The 18,532-nt window shown below is 49.5% G+C and carries 15 protein-coding genes; 4 read left to right on the top strand and 11 right to left on the bottom strand.

Annotation, left to right across the window (positions count from 1 at the left end):
* Positions 1-2: 2 nt before the first annotated feature.
* The 8 genes from BLS44_RS08255 to BLS44_RS08225 form a co-directional block, all read right to left on the bottom strand.
* Positions 3-1,016: an anti-sigma factor gene (locus BLS44_RS08255; RefSeq protein WP_090389567.1), complete on the bottom strand. Its 1,014-nt coding sequence runs from the start codon at positions 1,014-1,016 to the stop codon at positions 3-5.
* A 2-nt stretch (positions 1,017-1,018) separates the two neighbouring features.
* A complete protein-coding gene (locus BLS44_RS08250) occupies positions 1,019-1,504 on the bottom strand; it encodes an RNA polymerase sigma factor (RefSeq protein ID WP_090389566.1) in 486 nt (161 codons plus the stop codon).
* 278 nt (positions 1,505-1,782) lie between these two features.
* Positions 1,783-3,126 (bottom strand): rod shape-determining protein RodA, encoded by a 1,344-nt coding sequence (gene rodA, locus BLS44_RS08245; protein WP_090389565.1) that lies wholly within the window; start codon positions 3,124-3,126, stop codon positions 1,783-1,785.
* Entirely contained in the window at positions 3,123-5,249 is a 2,127-nt protein-coding gene (gene mrdA, locus BLS44_RS08240) for a penicillin-binding protein 2 (RefSeq protein WP_090389564.1), read from the bottom strand. The genes rodA and mrdA overlap by 4 nt, the downstream gene beginning before the upstream one ends.
* 73 nt (positions 5,250-5,322) lie before the next feature.
* Complete coding sequence (locus BLS44_RS26215; RefSeq protein WP_143019700.1) at positions 5,323-5,502, bottom strand: hypothetical protein; 180 nt, start codon at positions 5,500-5,502, stop codon at positions 5,323-5,325.
* A gap of 706 nt (positions 5,503-6,208) precedes the next feature.
* Positions 6,209-6,742, bottom strand: coding sequence for a rod shape-determining protein MreD (locus tag BLS44_RS08235; RefSeq protein ID WP_090389563.1), 534 nt, complete (start codon positions 6,740-6,742; stop codon positions 6,209-6,211).
* The gene (mreC, locus tag BLS44_RS08230; RefSeq protein ID WP_245729143.1) at positions 6,739-7,542 is read right to left on the bottom strand and encodes a rod shape-determining protein MreC; all 804 of its coding nucleotides are present in this window, start codon (positions 7,540-7,542) and stop codon (positions 6,739-6,741) included. Before mreC ends, BLS44_RS08235 begins: the two co-directional genes overlap by 4 nt.
* 127 nt (positions 7,543-7,669) lie before the next feature.
* Positions 7,670-8,695: a rod shape-determining protein gene (locus BLS44_RS08225; RefSeq protein ID WP_090389562.1), complete on the bottom strand. Its 1,026-nt coding sequence runs from the start codon at positions 8,693-8,695 to the stop codon at positions 7,670-7,672.
* 254 nt (positions 8,696-8,949) lie between these two features.
* Between BLS44_RS08225 and BLS44_RS08220 the strand changes: the two genes are divergently transcribed.
* The 4 genes from BLS44_RS08220 to BLS44_RS08205 all read left to right on the top strand — a co-directional run bounded on the left by BLS44_RS08220 (position 8,950) and on the right by BLS44_RS08205 (position 12,176).
* Positions 8,950-9,912 (top strand): transketolase family protein, encoded by a 963-nt coding sequence (locus BLS44_RS08220; protein ID WP_090389561.1) that lies wholly within the window; start codon positions 8,950-8,952, stop codon positions 9,910-9,912.
* 749 nt (positions 9,913-10,661) lie between these two features.
* Entirely contained in the window at positions 10,662-11,213 is a 552-nt protein-coding gene (locus BLS44_RS08215; protein ID WP_090389560.1) for an RNA polymerase sigma factor, read from the top strand.
* A gap of 37 nt (positions 11,214-11,250) precedes the next feature.
* Positions 11,251-11,796: a hypothetical protein gene (locus BLS44_RS08210; protein ID WP_090389559.1), complete on the top strand. Its 546-nt coding sequence runs from the start codon at positions 11,251-11,253 to the stop codon at positions 11,794-11,796.
* Positions 11,796-12,176: a hypothetical protein gene (locus BLS44_RS08205; protein ID WP_090389558.1), complete on the top strand. Its 381-nt coding sequence runs from the start codon at positions 11,796-11,798 to the stop codon at positions 12,174-12,176. The genes BLS44_RS08210 and BLS44_RS08205 overlap by 1 nt, the downstream gene beginning before the upstream one ends.
* A gap of 147 nt (positions 12,177-12,323) precedes the next feature.
* Here the strand turns inward: BLS44_RS08205 and BLS44_RS08200 are convergent, their stop codons facing one another.
* From BLS44_RS08200 to BLS44_RS08190, 3 genes are all read right to left on the bottom strand, one after another.
* Complete coding sequence (locus BLS44_RS08200; protein WP_090389629.1) at positions 12,324-13,076, bottom strand: MBL fold metallo-hydrolase; 753 nt, start codon at positions 13,074-13,076, stop codon at positions 12,324-12,326.
* 106 nt (positions 13,077-13,182) lie between these two features.
* Positions 13,183-15,114: a glycoside hydrolase family 127 protein gene (locus BLS44_RS08195; protein WP_090389557.1), complete on the bottom strand. Its 1,932-nt coding sequence runs from the start codon at positions 15,112-15,114 to the stop codon at positions 13,183-13,185.
* A 5-nt stretch (positions 15,115-15,119) separates the two neighbouring features.
* Positions 15,120-18,371 (bottom strand): glycosyl hydrolase, encoded by a 3,252-nt coding sequence (locus tag BLS44_RS08190; RefSeq protein ID WP_218127709.1) that lies wholly within the window; start codon positions 18,369-18,371, stop codon positions 15,120-15,122.
* Positions 18,372-18,532: the final 161 nt, after the last annotated feature.

Raw genomic sequence — 18,532 nt, 5'->3', positions numbered from 1 at the left:
TTCTATTTTACATTAACCGCAAAACCGGCAATAGTTACCTGGTCTTCGTTATCGGTGAGCGTTTCCGTTATCCGCTCTTCAATGCGCTGGGTTAATTTTTTAAATAAGGATTTTTTCGTTTTGGGTTGCTTTTCATCACTGGCTGCGGCTATGGCCTGCTGTGTCAGCGGATCCGGCTCCGCTACAGCCGGTGGGGTGGGGTCCTGTTTTGCAATGGCTGGCCGGGTTTCCGGTTGCAGCGGCACATCGGTTTTGCGCGGAACCGTTGTGGACTGGCCGGAAACAGTTGCTGGTGATTTGGCAATTGCTGATGGTGGCTGCAGCAAGGGAGCCGGGGTGGTTTCCGACTTCGCTGTTCTCTGAGCGGTGCTGTGATCAGTTGCTGCATCTGCGGCAACCGCGTTCTTTCCCGTATCACCGGCTGGCGGTACAGTATCGGGCGGGGGCGCTTCGGGAATAACGCGGGCTATCACCGGTTGAGAAGCAGTATCCGTGGCGGGCTCAGCGCCTGCCAGACCCGGTCTTTTTTGCCGCCCCGTCATCCAAACCCCGGCGCCCATCGCTATTACAACCACCGCTGCGGCAGCAACCATTCCCCATTTTCTGAATGCGGTCAGCCTGCGGGTCCTGTACAGGCGGGTCTTGTCCGGGAACACGATCTGCATATCCGGTTCGGAGCGGGTGTTTTCGAACGCCTGCAGACGTTTTGCCAGCTCCGGGGACGGGTCTTTCAGTTTTTCCAGCACGGCTGCTGAAACCGCTTCCTGATCAATATAAGACAACAGTTCTTCCTCTGTAACCTGCTCCGTGCCAAAGAGCAATTTTGACCGGTCCGGAAAAACAATCATTGGATCAGCAGCCTGCCGGGTGCAGATCAATGCTTCCAGCAGGGGCATCATATCCGGGTGCTGCTGAAGAAACTGCTCTACCGCAACCCGCTCTGCACTGCTCAGTTCATTATCAACATATAATAGAAAATATGCTTCAAAATTGGTCGGATCTATTCTTCCCTGCATGGTTATAATACGTTTTCAATTTTAACCAAATAATCTTTTAGCTGCAGCCGTGCCCGGTGAAGGTACACTTTTACCTGGCTGGCAGACAAGCCCGTTATTCCACCGATCTCCTCGTAACTATATCCTTCATAATCCTTTAATAACACCAGGGAGCGCTTCGTGTCATCCAGCCGCTCCAGGGCCCGGTTCAATACTTCTTTCAGATTGCGGTTGCCCTGTTCCGTACCCCGGTCATAATTCCCCATCGATTCTTCATAAACCATTCTTTTATACTTACGGATGTGATCGATCATTTTTCGGTAGGCAATAGTAAACAGCAGCGACCGGGAGCGGTCATAATCCACTTCTGTACGCTGTTCCCATAATGCCTGGAACGAAGACTGTACCACATCTTCCGCATTTGCCGTATGTTTCAGGTTTTTCAAAATAAACCGGTACACATTATCAGCATACATCTTCACACATTCGTTATATTCCTTATCCGTCATAGATCCTGTAGCAGGGTTGTAGTTATTTGTCTTTTTGAACCGGTTTATAAGTAATACGGATCAGAAAACGAAAAGTTACAGAGAAATATTTTTTTTTCGGGATACAGGTTTTTTAGTTCGGGGCTGCACGACCGGAATAATTTGAGAATTTGACAATCCGGGAATAAACGCCAGGTCCGGAACCGGATCTGAGCTGCGCCAACAGGCAATAGTGAAGGTTCAAGGAGCATGAAAACGGGCCTTGCGTCAAACACAAGACCTCCAAACAGAAACCAATGCTACCGCAGCACCATCTGCCGGTCGGCATCCAGCCGGATAAGGATAAAAAGCAATATCGTAAAGGTAAGCAGGGACGTGCCTCCGTAGCTGATCAGGGGCAGGGGAATGCCGATAACCGGGGCCAGCCCGATGGTCATAGCCACATTTACCGCTATATGAAAAAAGAATACGGATGCCACTCCATAAGCATAGCACCGGCTAAACGTGCTCCGCTGGCGCTCCGCGATCCGGATGATCCGGAATAAAAGCAGGATATACAATCCCAGCAATGTTATACTTCCCACAAACCCGAACCCCTCCCCGATGGTATCAAAAATAAAATCGGTCCGCTGCTCCGGCACAAAACCATAACGTGTTTGCGTACCGCTGAGCAATCCCTTTCCATACAGACCACCGCTTCCCACTGCAATTTTTGATTGCTTTACGTTATAATCCGCCGTATTACTTTGCTTGCCTGTTTTGGCATCAATTTCCCCCATATTGCCTTTCAGGTACTCCTGGGGAATTTCTTTTCCGATGGTGCTGTAAATACGCTCTACCTGGTGTTTGCCCAGTACATGCTCAAAAAGAAAAGGCACTCCAAACCGCTGGATCCCCACGCATAATACCCAAATAAGAATGATCTTAACCAGCACGGCCTTGTCTCTCCTGATCTGGCGGAGGCTGAATAATACGACCAGTGCAGCTATAACCGTAAGGATCACAGCCAGCAGGTTTTTGTCCATCAGCAGGGTTGCTACCACAAGGGCAGCAATGGCAAAGCCAATGACCAGGATGATGGCCGGAAGCCCCTCGCGGTACATTACAAAAAAGAAGGAACAAAAGACCAGCGCCAGTCCTGTTTCCTTCTGGAAGATGGTGAGTATCGCCGGCGCCATTACAATAGCCGTAGCAATCAGTTGTGAACGGGTTTTAGAAAAATCCAGCTCCGGGTCCGACAGGTACTTGGCCAGGGCCAGGGCTACGGTAACCTTACAAAATTCAGCAGGCTGAAACTGGAAGCCTCCAAATCTGATGATCGATTCCGTTCCCTTTACAGAAGAGTGGAAGGGGAATACCAGCAGCAGCAGCAGGATACCCCCTGCGTACCATAAATTGGCCGTTGCAGGAAAGAATTTACTATCTGTCAAAAGGATGAAAAGCCCCAGCACAAGGGATATACAGGCATAAAAGAATTGCCGGCTGTAATCAGTTTTATAGCCGATAAAGCTTTGTACCACCGGATCTCCTTCCGTATAAGTAACCCCAAAAATGGCCATCAGCCCGGTGGCTACCAGTACCAGGTATACAATAATAAGGATATAATCTACACCTTTGGATATTTCAGCTTTTTTCTGGCTCATATTAATTCTTCGAAAACGGTAACAGGTCGGGTATATTTACGGTCTTCCGTCATAAAAACGATCAGTGCCGACGGCTTTTTGGGAGCCGGTGCCGGCGCCGGCTTGCGGTTATTACCGGCCTGCGCAGTATCCTTCCCGGGCGCCGTTTTAATCCCCCCCTTCAGGTAACGGCGTAAACCGGTACTGTCCTTGCGGATCCTTGCCATTTCCTCGGCCCGTGCAGAGTCGGTTACATACTGCAGCCGGTCATAATAGGATGGCATCAGGTTGGTATTGGAGATGCGCTCCAGGTCGGCTTTGCTTTTATTGGTTAAGCTGTCCAGCAGGAATTTTTCCATCAGGATCCTTGCGATAGGACCCGCCCAGGTAGCACCGTAGCCGGCGTTCTCCACCGCCACAGCTATCGCTATTTTTGGATTGTCCTTGGGTGCAAAACAAACAAACATGGAGTTATCCTTTAATTTGATGCGCCTGCGGTCCAGGATCGTATAGTTCTCGGCCGTTCCGGTTTTGGCACATACATCAATACCGGGGATCATGGCCACCCGCGCGGTACCCCGTGTTACCACATCATTCATCCCGTTGATGATGGCATTATAGGCGGTATCGGAAATATGCGTCAGCACCTCATGCTTCTGCCGGTATTTTGCCAGGATGGGCGCATCTGCTGCGGTTTCCCCGTCGATGCTGTCTACAAAATGAGGCGTATAATAAGATCCCTTATTGGCAATGATACACATGGCATTTGCCAGCTGCAGCGGGGTGGCCAGCATCTTATCCTGGCCAATACCGAGCGTTAGATTGGTGCAGGAGGTCCAGGCCCCCCGGTACTCCTTATCATAAGCAGCAATGGTTGGGATATTGCCTTTGTCCTCACTGGGCAGGTCTACCCCCAGCCGTACCCCTAATCCAAACTTATGCATGTAGTCTTCCCAGCCTTCAAATCCTTTGCGCATATTGCCAATCCTGGGGTTATCCACTGCCATCCGGTATACCTGCACAAAATACGAGTTACAGGAGTTGGCAATGGCCAGGCGCAGGTTGGCGGCGTGTCCGCCACCCGAATGCGTGCACCCCACCCTTCTGCCGCAGGCATAATACCCGCCGCCGCAGGGGTACCCATAAGCCGGGGTGATGACCCCCTCATCCAACGCTACCAGTCCGCCCAGGGGTTTAAAGGTGGAGCCGGGGGGATACCGGCCCTTAATGCCCCTGTTCAGCAAAGGCGCCCGGACATTCAATACCATTTTGGCATAGTTCCTGTTTTTTTCCGGCCCGGTGAGGTCATTGGGATTAAAGACCGGCCCCGATGCCATGGCCAGGATACCACCGGTTTTGGGGTCCAGCGCCACTACGGAGCCTACCTTATTGGCCAGTAACTTTTCGGCCAGCACCTGCAAGTCCACATCCAGGTGGGTTTTCAATCCCCTGCCTGCTATCGCCGTGGTATCGAACTCCCCGTTCTCATAATGCCCTACCAACCGGTTCTTATTATCCTTGATCATGTATTGCACACCCCGCTGACCCATCAGCACTCTTTCATAAGAATATTCCAGACCATTCTTGCCCACATAATCGCCCATGCGGTAAAAATTGCCCGAACGCTCTATATCTTTCCCATCCACCTCACTGATATAACCCAGGATATGCGCCCCTACATTAAACGGGTAGGTGCGGACGGGGCGCTGCTGCAACACAAAACCCGGGAAACGCCAGCTGTTTTCCTCAAAGCGGGCCTGCATTTCGGGGGTGAGCAGCGAGTGAAAGATGGAAGGCCGTACCCGCGAATTTTTAATGATGGCATTAACAATACGCGTTCTGAATTCGGTGGTATCGATCTGCATCAGGTTGCAAAAAGCGGTCGTATCAAAATTTTTCACCTCCGCCGGGGTCACCATCAGGTCAAACATGATCGTATTGTTCAGCACCGCCTTGCCGTTGCGGTCAAATATGATCCCCCTCTCCGGGTAAACGATCTTCTGGAATACCGCGTTATTCTTGGCCAGCTCCAGGTACTTATTGCTCACCAGCTGCAGGTTGGCCAGCTGCGCAATAATAACTATAAATACGGACAGAAAAATAATCCGTATGATATAACTTCTTGACTTGTTAAACACCGACATATTAAAACCTGAGGGAAACTTTTATAAAGAAAGGTCAAAAATAGTGCAAAACTGTTTAGAGCCTGTTTAAAATTCATTCAATGGCTTTATTATGGCTGTTTTGGGCTGCAACTGCGTTAAATTTTTCGCCATGGTGGCCTACTATGCCTGCAAAATTTTCCTTGTTTCGCTCCAAAATAGCTTCATAATAAATTCCATCAATAAAATTTAAACAGGCTCTAAGATTTCTGATTTGAGTCCCGAAGGTTCGCATGCGCGTCAGGTTAATTTTAGGAATTTAGTGGTTAACGGCCAAAGCCGCAGCGCAGCGTTACTCTTATTAGCAACGTACACGAGATGGAACAGCGGTGCAGCGCACCGGTACTATAAGCCTCCCCCGAAAAGATTCCCGCCGCGCTGCGGCTACGGGCAGGTCCCTGGGAGTTCTTGTTCCCATTATTTGCGGCGCGCTGCGCCTGCCATCAAAAGATCCGGTCTTTTTCGGCCTCCAAAGGCTTATTCATACTACTGTGATGTTAAGTCTGTTTTGCCGCCACTGAATACACAGAATCACTGAGTTCTTTTCTATGCTTCCGCGTTTCTGTCGCAACTATAGTGCGCCTTTTTATGCTTAACATAACACTTTATGGCAACAGGCCTGCTTTTTATCCTGACGCGCATGCAAAGCTTCGGGATTGATTTGGAATCTGAGACCCGGGCAGGCAGTCTTCAGCGGTCAGCTATTAGTTTTGATCATCGGGAAGAACATACATAATCATCATCAATAGAACATTTAGGCATGCACAACGATCTAACATTGAACCCTGAACCTGAAACTTTAAACGAACATAGGAGTTTTCAGTGCCCTTTAAACAATATTAAACCACCTTCAACAATGTTCAACCATATTAAACCAGGAACCCACCGGTGATCTTTGAGGGGTAAAACACGGATCTGAACTGAAACCACACGGAAAACCTCTACGCAGTATTTGTGCGATACCGCTGCTTACGGAAGAACAGCAGCTCTGTAATAAAGATCAGCAACATGCTGATGGCTGTGGTGGTCAGTACTTTCATCAGGAAATTTATCAAAGCACCAAACGATAACCATTCCAGGAAAAGAAGGTAAAAATTGTGTGCAAAGGAAAGGAGCAGTGCATACAGGCTATAGGCGCTCCATCCCATTGCTTTTGGCGAAGGCTCCTGGTACGTATACCCGGCAGCGTCTTTGGGTGAAAGCAGGTGAATGATCAGGGGCCGTAAAAAAGCCACCAGTACACAGGCTGCGGCATGCAGGCCCGGCGTCATGGTAAAATAATCAACCGTCATCCCCAACAGGAAGCCCAGCAGCAGCAGCCAGCCCCGTTTGATCGAGAAAGGCAGCCATAAAAGGTATAAAAAGTACAGGTAGGGAGTAATCAGCTCATGCAGGTGCGGCATTACATCAAATACATATACCTGTACAAATACAAATAATGAAAAGCGGATGATATTTTTTACAAGATCGCTCACTTATTTCCGGATTTTGCTTCTACTTTCCTGCCCGTTTCCTCGCCCAGTTGCTGCAACGCCTCGTAGTTCAGGTTTTCTACGACAAATACCTGCTGCAGGCTTCCAAAGTTAGCAGCAGGCTTTATTTTAAGAATAAAAAAATTAGTTGCCTCGTCCTTTAATACCCTCGAAACAGTACCCACCATTTTACCGGGAGGGTAGCTGAGCGAGTAATTACCGGTTAGGATTGTATCACCCAGGCGTACAGAATCCGTTTTCGGGATGCCATTCAGTGTGAGCTCGGTTGGCATTTTGCCATCCCAGGAAATGATGCCGGAATTGCCCGTTTTTTTGAGCTGAACACTCAGCTTGTTCATCACATGCAGCAAGGTCATCACCTCGCTGAAATCTTTCCCGGCATTCACCACCTTTCCTACCAGGCCGCCATTAGAGCTGAACACCCCCATATCGTTCCCGATGCCGGAGCTGGTTCCGCGGTTGATCTGCAGGTAATTTTTATCACTGTTCACGGTTGCATACAATACCTGTGCCGGCCTCCAGAGATAGCGCCTTGCCTTACCCGTGGTATCCACAGCGGCGGTATCATGTACCAGGATGGCATTGGTATCGATCTGCACAAAATTCGCCTGCATCAGGTTCAGGAGGGAGTCGTTCATCTGGTGCACCCGTTTGTTTTCCGCCTGCATACGGAAAAAATCTTCCAGCGAATTGTATTTTGAATTGAAGTAACTGGTTACCCTCCCCGCCGCCTCCAGGCCTTTTACACGGTGTAACCGGTTGTACGTAAATAAATTGTACAAGCAGATCCCCTGTAGGATAAGAAAACCTATAAAAACCGAAAACCGCCTGATGAACAAAAATATATTACGCACCGGGTGTTGAATTTAGCGCTTGTTTCCCCCAGGCGGGAACAAAACGGTTGATGGATTAACGCATTACAAAAGGATACCGATCGTAATTCTTCAATGCGATGCCCGTACCCCTTACCACACTTTTCAACGGATCGTCTGCTATATGAACCGGTAATTTAATTTTTTGGCTCAGCCGTTTATCAAGGCCGCGCAGCAGGGCGCCACCGCCTGTAAGATATAAACCCCTGCGATAGATATCGCCCGCCAGCTCCGGAGGTGTTTGTTCCAGGGCTTTCAGGATCGCCTCTTCTATTTTAAAGATGCTTTTATCAAGCGCTTCCGCAATTTCCTGGAAGCTTACCATGATCTGCTTGGGAATGCCTGTAACCAGGTCGCGCCCGTTTACCGGGATATCATCCGGAGGATTTTCCAGGTCCTTCATTGCGGCTCCTACCTGTATTTTGATCTGCTCAGCAGTACGTTCCCCGATCAGCAGGCTGTGATAACGGCGCAGCGCTTCCATAATATCTGCGGTAAACTCATCGCCCGCAATACGGATGCTCTGATCACATACAATGCCTGCAAGGGCAATCACCGTAATGCCCGTAGTACCACCGCCAATATCAATGATCATATTTCCTACCGGCTCTTCCACATCAATGCCGATACCCAATGCCGCAGCCATCGGCTCATGGATGAGATACACTTCTTTTGCACCGGCCTGCTCCGCGCTGTCCCTTACCGCCCTTTTTTCTACCTCGGTGATGGAGGAAGGGATACAGATCATCATCCGCCAGCTGGGCGGAAATAAGGGTTTTTTGGGATAAACCAGCTTGATCAGCTCCCGGATCATGAGCTCCGCCGCGTTAAAATCGGCGATCACCCCGTCTTTAAGCGGGCGGACCGTACGGATGCTTTCATGTGTTTTTTCGTGCATCATCAATGCACGTTTTCCAACAGCCAGCACTTCCTTGGGATTATTGCGGTTCAGCGCCACAATACTGGGCTCATTTACAGCCACTTCGTCGTTGTGTATAATGAGGGTATTAGCGGTACCCAGGTCCATTGCTATTTCTTGTGTAAACCAGTTAAACAGTCCCATTCCTTATTAAATAAATTTCTTGTGTTTTCGTGAGGAGCAAAGGTGAAGTAAATAATCCAAATTAACAAAGCAAAACCCCAAGTACAGAAAGGATTTTTAAGCTTATACTTTTTATTAACAAAAAGCCCGGCAGATGCAGGTGGGCAAATCACTTCAGCCAACAATGTAATTTCTTCAAATATAACTGAATCTGCCTAAAACTTATGCCTGATTCTATAGGAGAAACATTACTTTTGTAACCTCAAAAATAATTTATGGCGTTAAAGGATATTCAATCTACAGGAAAAAAAGATACCCGCAGCGGGTTTGGTGACGGTATAGTGGAAGCTGCCCGCAGCAACGATAAGGTTGTGGCATTAACTGCAGACCTGCTCGGATCTATGAAACTGAACCAGTTTATCAAGGAATTTCCTGACCGTTTTGTACAATGCGGCATTGGCGAAGCCAATATGATGGGCGTTGCAGCCGGCTTAACCATCGGGGGACATATCCCTTTTACCACCACCTTTGCCAACTTCAGCACCGGCCGCGTGTATGACCAGATCCGTCAATCTATTGTTTACAGTGGCAAAAACGTAAAAATATGCGCTTCGCATGCCGGGGTTACCCTGGGTGAAGACGGCGCTACCCACCAGATCCTGGAAGATATCGGTATGATGAAGATGCTGCCGGGCATGTCTGTGGTAGTACCCTGCGATTATACGCAAACCAAGGCGGCCACCAAGGCCATCGCCGAGACCGAAGGACCGTTTTACCTGCGTTTCGGACGTCCCTCCTGGCCGATCTTTACCAATGAGTCTGATTTTGTACTCGGAAAGGCCCAGCAGTTCTCAGAAGGAACAGATGTATCCATTTTTGCCTGCGGGCACCTTGTATGGAATGCCATCCAGGCCGGTGTGATCCTTGAAGAGAAAGGGATCAGCGTGGAAGTGATCAATATCCACACCATCAAGCCCCTTGACGAAGAAGCGGTGATCGCTTCCATTAAAAAGACCAGATGCGCCGTTACCGCAGAAGAACATAATATCATCGGCGGCCTTGGCGACGTAATAGCACAATGTGCAGCAAAACATTTCCCTGTTCCTATTGAATATGTAGGTACACTGGACACATTTGGCGAAAGCGGCACCCCCGACCAGCTGCTGAAAAAATACCACCTGGATGTACCCGATATCGTGGCAGCTGCGGAAAAAGTGATTGCCAGGAAGAACGGTTAATCCTTTTAAATAGATTCCTGAAGGAGCTGTCAGCAAACCTGGCAGCTCCTTCTTTTTTGATCAATTTGAAGATTTGGGTCCCGATGACTGCCATATGCGCGTCAAAGTAATCGGTAAAACCCCGAATGGGATTATGCCCGGATAGCCGACGGTATAACCGATGGTTTATTGGCGATTGGTTTGTATTGAACCCCGGACGGGGTTCAACCAGGATCCTGATCATTCGCCACGCATTTCACGCGCGGTGAATCAAAGAAAACCCTTTACGGGTTTCTCATGGCAGCAGCCCCGGGGAAAAACAGCAGTTTGGCGGTCAGTAATATATAGAAACGGTACCAGGCCTACGCCATGGCTGCCCGCAATCCCCTACTGGCCAACATTAACCTGACGCACACGCGAGGGCTGCCGGGAGCGGGAATGGGGATATGAAACCGGGAGCATCCTGAAACCCTGTCTCCCTCAGGAATTAAAAATCGTCCCCATAAAAGTGAAGATCCCGTTTACTACTTCGTAACCTTTCCTCAAATAAAGACCCACATCCCGGACATAAGAATTGAGCTTTGCGTGCCTGATCAGGCATTAACCGAGCCTGTCCTTACAAACAACGGGCTATGCACCATTGACTCAATGCTCATTTCGCCAGGAAACGGCCTTCTCACATTTTCCACATTTCCAAATTTCCGCATTTTCAAATTCACTGCGAATAAACTTTTCCCTATCTTACCCGTCAAAGAACAGCAGGCGTCTGAATGGAACAGTATCAAAGTGATGAATCTTTACTGGCACTTTTTCGTAACCCCGGCACGAAAGAGGCGGCTTTTACGGCTATAGTAAACAAGTATAAAGAACGGCTTTACTGGCATATAAGACGCATGGTCGTTATACATGAGGATGCGGATGACGTGTTGCAAAACGTTTTTATAAAGGTATGGAAGGGGCTGGAGCATTTCCGGGCGGAAAGCGGGCTTTATACCTGGCTGTACCGTATCGGAACCAACGAAAGTATTACGCACCTGCAAAACCAAAAGAAAAAAAAAGCTGCTATATCCTTTGGAAATGAAGTAGATCTGACAGACCAGATCCGTGCAGATCCGTACTTTGACGCAGCTAAGATAGAATGGAAATTGCAGCTGGCTATCCAGCAGTTGCCGGAACAGCAGCGGCTGATCTTTAACCTCAGGTATTTTGATGAAATGCCTTACAATAAAATGAGTGAAATACTGGGCGTAACCGAAGGGGCCTTAAAAGCCAGCTATCACCACGCCGCAAAAAAAGTAGAAAATTATTTACGGAAGAGTTAAACAAAAGAGCAAAATTCCGGTCTTAAAGTTAAGCGCAATGAAAGAGGATGCCTCATATAACATCTTGGACAGGATCCGGCAGGAGCAGCAATTGAACCCGGGCTTTACCGTTCCGGACAACTATTTTGAATCCCTTCCCGGCCGCCTGATGGCAGCGATCAGGGAAACCGATACAGACAACACGCCGGTACTGGATGGAATTTCCAGGATAATGCCTTACCATGTTCCCCAGTATTACTTTGCCCGGCTCCGGGTGAACCGGGCGCGGGTTGTTGACTTTAAAAAGGGACTGACCATTGCAGCAAGTTTTATCCTGCTGGCGGTTTCATCCATATTCCTGCTCACCCCCCGTAGCCCTGCATCCACCGCAGGTGTTGCAACAGTAAACGAGCTGACCAATGAGCAGCTGGAACGGTTCATACAGCCCGATGAGGCCACACCCAGGGATAAAGCAATCACCACACATGCAGTAAAGATACCCAATACCGATATGGCCACACTGCTTAAAAATGTTCCGGACGCAGAGCTGACCAATTTTTTAAACGAGACCGCAGAAGGTACCGAAGAAATATTTCTGAACTAATGAAAGCTGTTCTTATTTTTTTATTGTCATTCGTTACTGTTGCCGGTGCGGCACAAACGCAACCGGCTCCATCCTCCCCGCATAAAATACATGAGGTATTCCTCGACTATCTCACTGAAAAGATCGACCTGACCCCCACCGAAAAAAAACAACTGCAGCCCCTGGTGATCCGCTATCTCAGCGAATCAAAAAACCTCTATAAGACCAACAGGGATCCGCTGCTTCGGGAACAGGAGCGCATTAAGCTGAAGATCAATTACCGCAAACTCTTTACACCCATTATCGGAGAGCAGCGGGCAACCCGTTTCTTTGGCGAAGAGCAGCTTTTCAGGAGAAAGATCAGGGAAGAGTTGAAGAAAAGAAATGTTAAAGAAAACTAAAATTTACGCATGAACAATGTTTAAACAATTATTTATGTACAAATATTTGTTTTGTAACAAAGCTGTACATATATTTGCATTGGTGTTTTTCATAGGTTAGCAACGGCCAGCTCTTTTTAGGGCAGGCCTTTTTTGTATCCGGCCCTTTTACAGCCCGGGTTCACTGCCCGGACGGGCTACAGGTTTACGGGTATCATGATAAAACAGGAACTGCCAGTCTTCCTTCTTCCCTTTCTCCCACCAGCCGGATCGTAATTCCATCGCTTTTTTGCCATCATAGTCATATTTGGCGGCAAACCGGTGTTTCATCTGTTGATATTGTGGTGCATCATCGGCCCCAAAGAACAGGGTTTCCCCGTCTTCCCGGATCCAGAATACCTGGTGAAATTTTGAATGCGCGCCGGTAACCTGGTATTGGATATAACCGTCAATAGATCCTTCATCCGCTTTCAACAGCTCCACCTTCCCCGCCAGCACCGGCTGTACTTTTGAAAAATCGTACGAGGCCCCGTCTTTTTCGCGGGCAAATGCCACTTCTCTTTCCTGGATACAATAAGTGGCATTTTCAAAAGTGGGCTTCCCCGTGGCGGGATGCACCATTCCCCCGGTATGATCTTTATGCAGGTGGCTCATCAGCACTTTTGTAACATCGCCGGACTGGATGCCATGCTCCGCAAGATGGGCCAAAAGCTGCATCTGGTCCCCGGACCGGTGGTTAAAACCAAGGCCTGTATCCAGCAGCAATATATCTTTTGAGGTGAGAATCAAAAAGGGCTGTATCTCCACCAGCAGGCTTCCCTGCGGGCGGGCGCTCATTTCATCTTCTGATAACCGGAACGGGATAAATTTTTTAGTGGCATCCACGGTAAAGCTGCCTTCTGATAGCGGGATTATTTTCATGTTTACAATTTCTGGCTGCAAAATTAGAAGAAATAAACCCGTTGCAGCAAGAATGGCTAAACAGCAGCAACCCGGTACCGGATGCACACCTGCATCAATACAGCCGTCACTCCATTTTGGCCGCATTAAAAATGAGCGGCATCCATGTCTGAAACGTAGAGGCCTCTGCACCATTACCGGCAGAAGCATAGTCGCAAAAGCTGGCCCAAACCGGCGGGTCTGTTTGCTCCTTATAATTCTCGGCCTGAAATTTTGCTTCAAACTGCAGCCAGCTATCACGGGCAGCTGCCCTGCTTTTTTTTAACTCAATATAGGATTCCTCTCCCTTCAGAGGAGAGATCACCATACCCAGGTTGGTGCCGGTAAAACGGGTATCCCGCGACAATACCAGCGGGCCGGAAAGCAATGCAAAATACCGGTGCCGGTCCCCCATCACTTTTACTCGGCCACGCATATCCAGCTCCAGACGGATCGTATCGCCGGTATTCCATTTTCTTTTCAGCTTCACATAAGCACCCGGCGTTACGTCCGGGTGGGCTGCCTCATTTACCTGCAGCACCGTTTGTCTGCTCCATTCCGGTATGCGTACCAGCAATGTCATATCCTCGGAGGCACTCATCTCAAGCCGGATCAGGATATTGCCTGATGCAGGGTAGTCGGTGGTTTGTACCAGTCTGATCCGCTTTCCTTGCGGAGTCGTTGTTTCCGTTGATCCTTCAATAAAAAAATTAACAGCAATGCCCTCCCTGCCGTGCATTGCTACAAGACCGGGCATGGCAAACAGGCCCCTGGGGCCATTGGCGCTGCAGCAGTTCAAGTCCATGCCGCACTGGCCGCTGCCGGGCAGCCGTCCGCCGTTCAGCGGGGTATACTTTGCCCATGTGGAGCCGTCGCTTTTTAATGCAGCCATCAAAGCATTATAATAAGTGGTTTCGATGGCATGAGCATATTTTGCTTCACCGGTCAGTTTTAACAAAGCCAGGCAAAGCTGCATCCAGGTTACGGTCACGCAGGTCTCCTGGTAGTGATATACCGGGGTGGTTTGCCGTTCCTTACCACCAAACCACATCTCTGCCGAGGCCCCGGAACCTGCAATATTGATCTCCGTATCCTGTATATTCTTAAAAACATCCAACACGGCCTGTTTATACGCCTCCTTGCCCGTTAAACGATACAATGCCAGAAGGCCCTCATAGCAAGACATCATTTCATAGGCCTTTTGGCCCTGCTCGGGGCTGTACCACTCTTTGGGCCGGGGAAAGCGTTCGCTTACATTTACAGCCGCCTTGCTGATGAGCTGCGGACCTCCGGGCGTTTCCCACTGCTTTACAATGGCCTCTGCAAAATCGAGGTACTTTTTATTACCCGTTGCCACGCTTAACCGCACCAGCGGTAATAATACAGAAGACGCCGCCATACCCCTGTAATTTCCTTTATCAACGATTGTACCGCCCTGCCTGTTGATTTCCCCGATCAGGTAATCGCACAACTTTACCGCTGCATCCAGGCTTTTTTTATCATTTGTGAGGTCATAATATTCCAGCAGACCCAGCAGGCAATATTTCATTCCCCAGATATCCCATTGCTTTAACCTGCTTTGTGCGCTGTAATTTCCGATATACCCATCCGGCGTTTGGGTGGCGATAAGACCGGTTACAGCAGCATCTATTTTAGCCTTTAACTGCGGATCGGGTTTGTATTGATAGGCCAACAGGGACGCCATCATGCATTTTCCCCAAAACTCCGACTGCCATAGATGAGTTTCTGTTCTGCGCCGGAATGGTTCAATAAGATGATCAAAATTTTTTGTAAGGATGTCTGCCTGAAAGCACTGCTCCAGCCTGCTGCCAATATACCCGCTCAGGACAGCAGGTCCTGCTGTTTCCAGCCGGTTGGCAATAAGATAGGTGCCGGCGCCAGCGGCCTGTTGGGCAAACAGGGAGGGTGCCAGCAGGCCGGCAGCCGCGGCAATACCGGTTTGTTTTACAAATGCCCTTCTTGAAAGCGGGTGCAGCCGGGTCGGTTCTTTTTTACTCATCCGTTTTATTTTTCTATTTGAATGCGAACGGGTCCTGACAGTCCGCTGTTTGTTAATGCCGCCGTTGCAGAAGGGCCGTTGATCGTCCACGTTTTTCTCTGGTCCTCCGGCAAACCGGCATCATATACCAGGCGGTTAAACCAGGTGCTGGTTACTTCCACGTTCAATGTATTGACTCCCGGGCGGATGGCCTTTGTTATATCCAGCTTGTAGGGTGTGGTCCACAGGGTATGAAACCGTACTCCGTTTAAAGATACCGAAGCGATCATGTTCACCTGGCCCAGGTCCAGGGTATATTTCGCATTCCGCTCAACGGTATCCACCCGGAAAGCTGTTGTGTAAACCGCGGTGCCCGAAAAGGTTTTCCCTTCATTGGAAAGATTCAGTTCCTTCCAGGGTTTCAGCTCCTGCACTTCAACAGCGGCCGGCGCGCCCCAGCCTTCAGGAAAATGAATGGTCCAGGGTTTTGTAAATGTAACCGATACCGGGTATTGCCGGGGTACCGGGAGTTTATTTTCCTTTACAGCCGCCTTATGATGAAAAACAACAAAACCCGCACCTGCTTCGGGCAGGTCCAATGTAAGAACGGTCCGGCCGCCTTCCTTTTTTGCAGCCAGCGGCAACACCCCGCCCGAAACAGGATCCCAAAACTCAACAGAGCCCGTATTCCGGAAGCTTAGCGTACCCGCAAACGTTCCTCCCCTGGGTGCACAAACAAAATACCAGTCGGCATCTTCTGCACTGCGGTGTACCCATTGAACCGGCCCGCCCAGTACGCCGGGTGTCATCTGCAGCTGTTTGAGTGCATCTGAAAGGCTCATACCCGAAACAATTTGTCCTTTCCCGATTTTACGAACACCCCGTTTAGCCTCTCTGCTCCAGATAGCGTTTACAATGGTATTGAACTGCTCCTGCGCAACACTGCCGCCGCTAAGTGTTGCGATCCCGGAGGGCGCATCACCAACCACTGTGGCCCCCGCCCTTATTAACGCGGCGATCTTTTCTGCCGTTTTCGGCAGCATCCGGATGCTGGCCGGGAGCCATAAGACCCGGTAGCGGATACCTTCGGGGGTTGTAATACAACCATCCTTTACAGTTAGCCGGTTCCATAAAACATCCGTATTGCAATAGTCATATTTAAACCCTTCGGGGAACGGTGCATTCTGATCCGGTTTGTGATCGATCTCATCTCCAAGATACCAAAGTACATCCGATACCGGTTTACCCCGCTCTAGTAAATAATTGCAGCGGGCAAAATATTCCGTAAATGCAGGCATCTCCTTCCACCAGGTTTGTCCCCTCAAAAACGGGGTGCCAATGCCTGCGCCAAAAGATGTGCCGGGCTGCCGAAAGTTTGTTTGCGGATTATGGGTATAGGTATGAAATACCAGGTGGGTAACCCCTTCAATCATATTCACATTGGCCACTTCTTTCAGCATCTGCCATTGCTCGTTCCAGGTAAGTGCAAATGATGTAAACGCCTCCGCCGAAACGCGGGGCTTCCCGTACAGCCGGGCTGCCGAAACGGTTGGCTTCACCGGCTTAAAATTCAGCGACCCCACATAGCCATCGGTAAAGGGCTGCCAGAACTCGCACATAGGTACATCTGCATATTTATAATATTCCATAATATCCGCGGGAAACACATCCCCCGCGGCTGTTTCATAGGTAATGGATAAATTACGGGCCTTAGCCAGCTTCGACATCTGACCATAAAACTGATGGGTAAAAAGGTCATTGATCGTAGCCCTCCAATCCCTGAGAAAACGGAATGTGGTCTCTTCATCCTTGATTACATAACCAAAAACAGCAGGGAGCCATTTGCGGAGGGGGTAGGAAGCCACCCGCTCAAATTCCGGCTCCATATCCTCTGTCCAGGTTTGCGTTTCACACTCCCAGCTGTCTAAAAGCATCCCGTTCAGCAACCCGTTTACAGGCCCGCTATTACCGGCCAGCCGGCCTATATACCCCTGGAAATGCGCCTGCGCCCCCTTCACCGATAATTTGTTGCACTCCCATCCGGTACCTGCGGGTGGAGCCGGCCCGTTCTTGCGGCCGGTATTTACATGCCCGATGCGCAGGATCGTCCAACGGCCTGCGGGTGCTTTCCAGTTCAGCAACCCGTTGCTATCCATCAATGAAGTGAGGTCAAGTATTTTGCCCGGGTCTACATAAGCATCCGGCGGGCGGGTATAAGCATCCCCCGATCGTTCGATCGTCCTTAGGGTCCAGCCCGCCTCCGATTCCCAGTTATTTTTCCGGGCAGCTGAAAACAATTTGATAAACCCAAGCCGCATATCGTGCCGGTTCACGATCTCAAACCGGTATTTTTTGACGCCCTGTGTTTCCCTGCAGGCCAGGGTTACCGGCGATTGATCCTGCCAGTTGCTCTGGGGCAGTACCGTGTTCAGGATCTCTTTTTGCTGACCATTTTCAGAAAGAGCATACCCCCTGATGGTTACACCGGGCTCATAGCACCAGCCATGATTGAAACTATTGATGCTGGGGAGCGTAATGGAGCGGATGGTAACGCTGGTACTAAAATCAACCGTTATCTTATAAGGATCGGAAGGAGGGGCGGGAGCCAGCTGAACGGGTTTATTTCCCTTTCCTGAAAAAAGATCATTCCATAATATATTGGTATTGCCTCTTACCGATACCGGTACCAGCGGCTCTCCGGTATCATCCTTAGGAGTCGGGAACGCCAGTACGGCAACCTCCCGGTAATCGCGCCAGGACTCAGTAACAGCATCCGGTTTCACCAAACGGATATTTGCGGGTCCTCCACCTGCTCCCTCTATATCCTGGCGCTTCCACACCAGGTGACGCATGGCGTTCTCCGGCCTGATCCAGGGACCGCCGGCCATGGCCCAGCCGGGACAGTTTTGCAGGGTAAACCGGAGCCCTAACCGCTTACACTCCTGAGCCGTAAAGTTTAAGGCATCTTCCCAGGCAGGGCTCAGGCAGATGATCTCCGGGCCCACACCCGGCCATTTCCCGCCAAACTGGCCATGAAAAAGCTGGATACCCGAAATGCCTGCCCTGGCAATCGCTTCAAGATCGGCAGTGATCCCTTCCTTTGAAATATTTCCTCCGATAAAATGAAACCAGGTCTCCGGGTGATAACCTTGTGACGGGTTCTCAAACAGCTTCCTGTCATGGACGTCAAAGCGGCCGTTCAACTCCTGTAACCGCGGCACAACAGGAGCCACCTGAGCGGTTGCCGATATGGCGTTCGCAATAATCCATACTTTCAAAAGCAATCTTCTTATTAACATCTGCATTATTCAAAATATACTACTGTTATGGGGCTAAACAAGGCCGCTATTAAATATAGGCCGGGTTTTTAACAGAACCATCCTGTACTATCCTGAAAATAATTTTATGTAACTTTTCCTGCTATTTTGCAGCACACAAT

The organism is Niabella drilacis (assembly GCF_900101395.1).
In the GTDB taxonomy this organism is placed as follows: Bacteria; Bacteroidota; Bacteroidia; order Chitinophagales; family Chitinophagaceae; genus Niabella; species Niabella drilacis.
The sequence above is the reverse complement of the archived record's forward strand: the minus strand, read 5'-3'. Positions and strand labels throughout refer to the sequence as shown.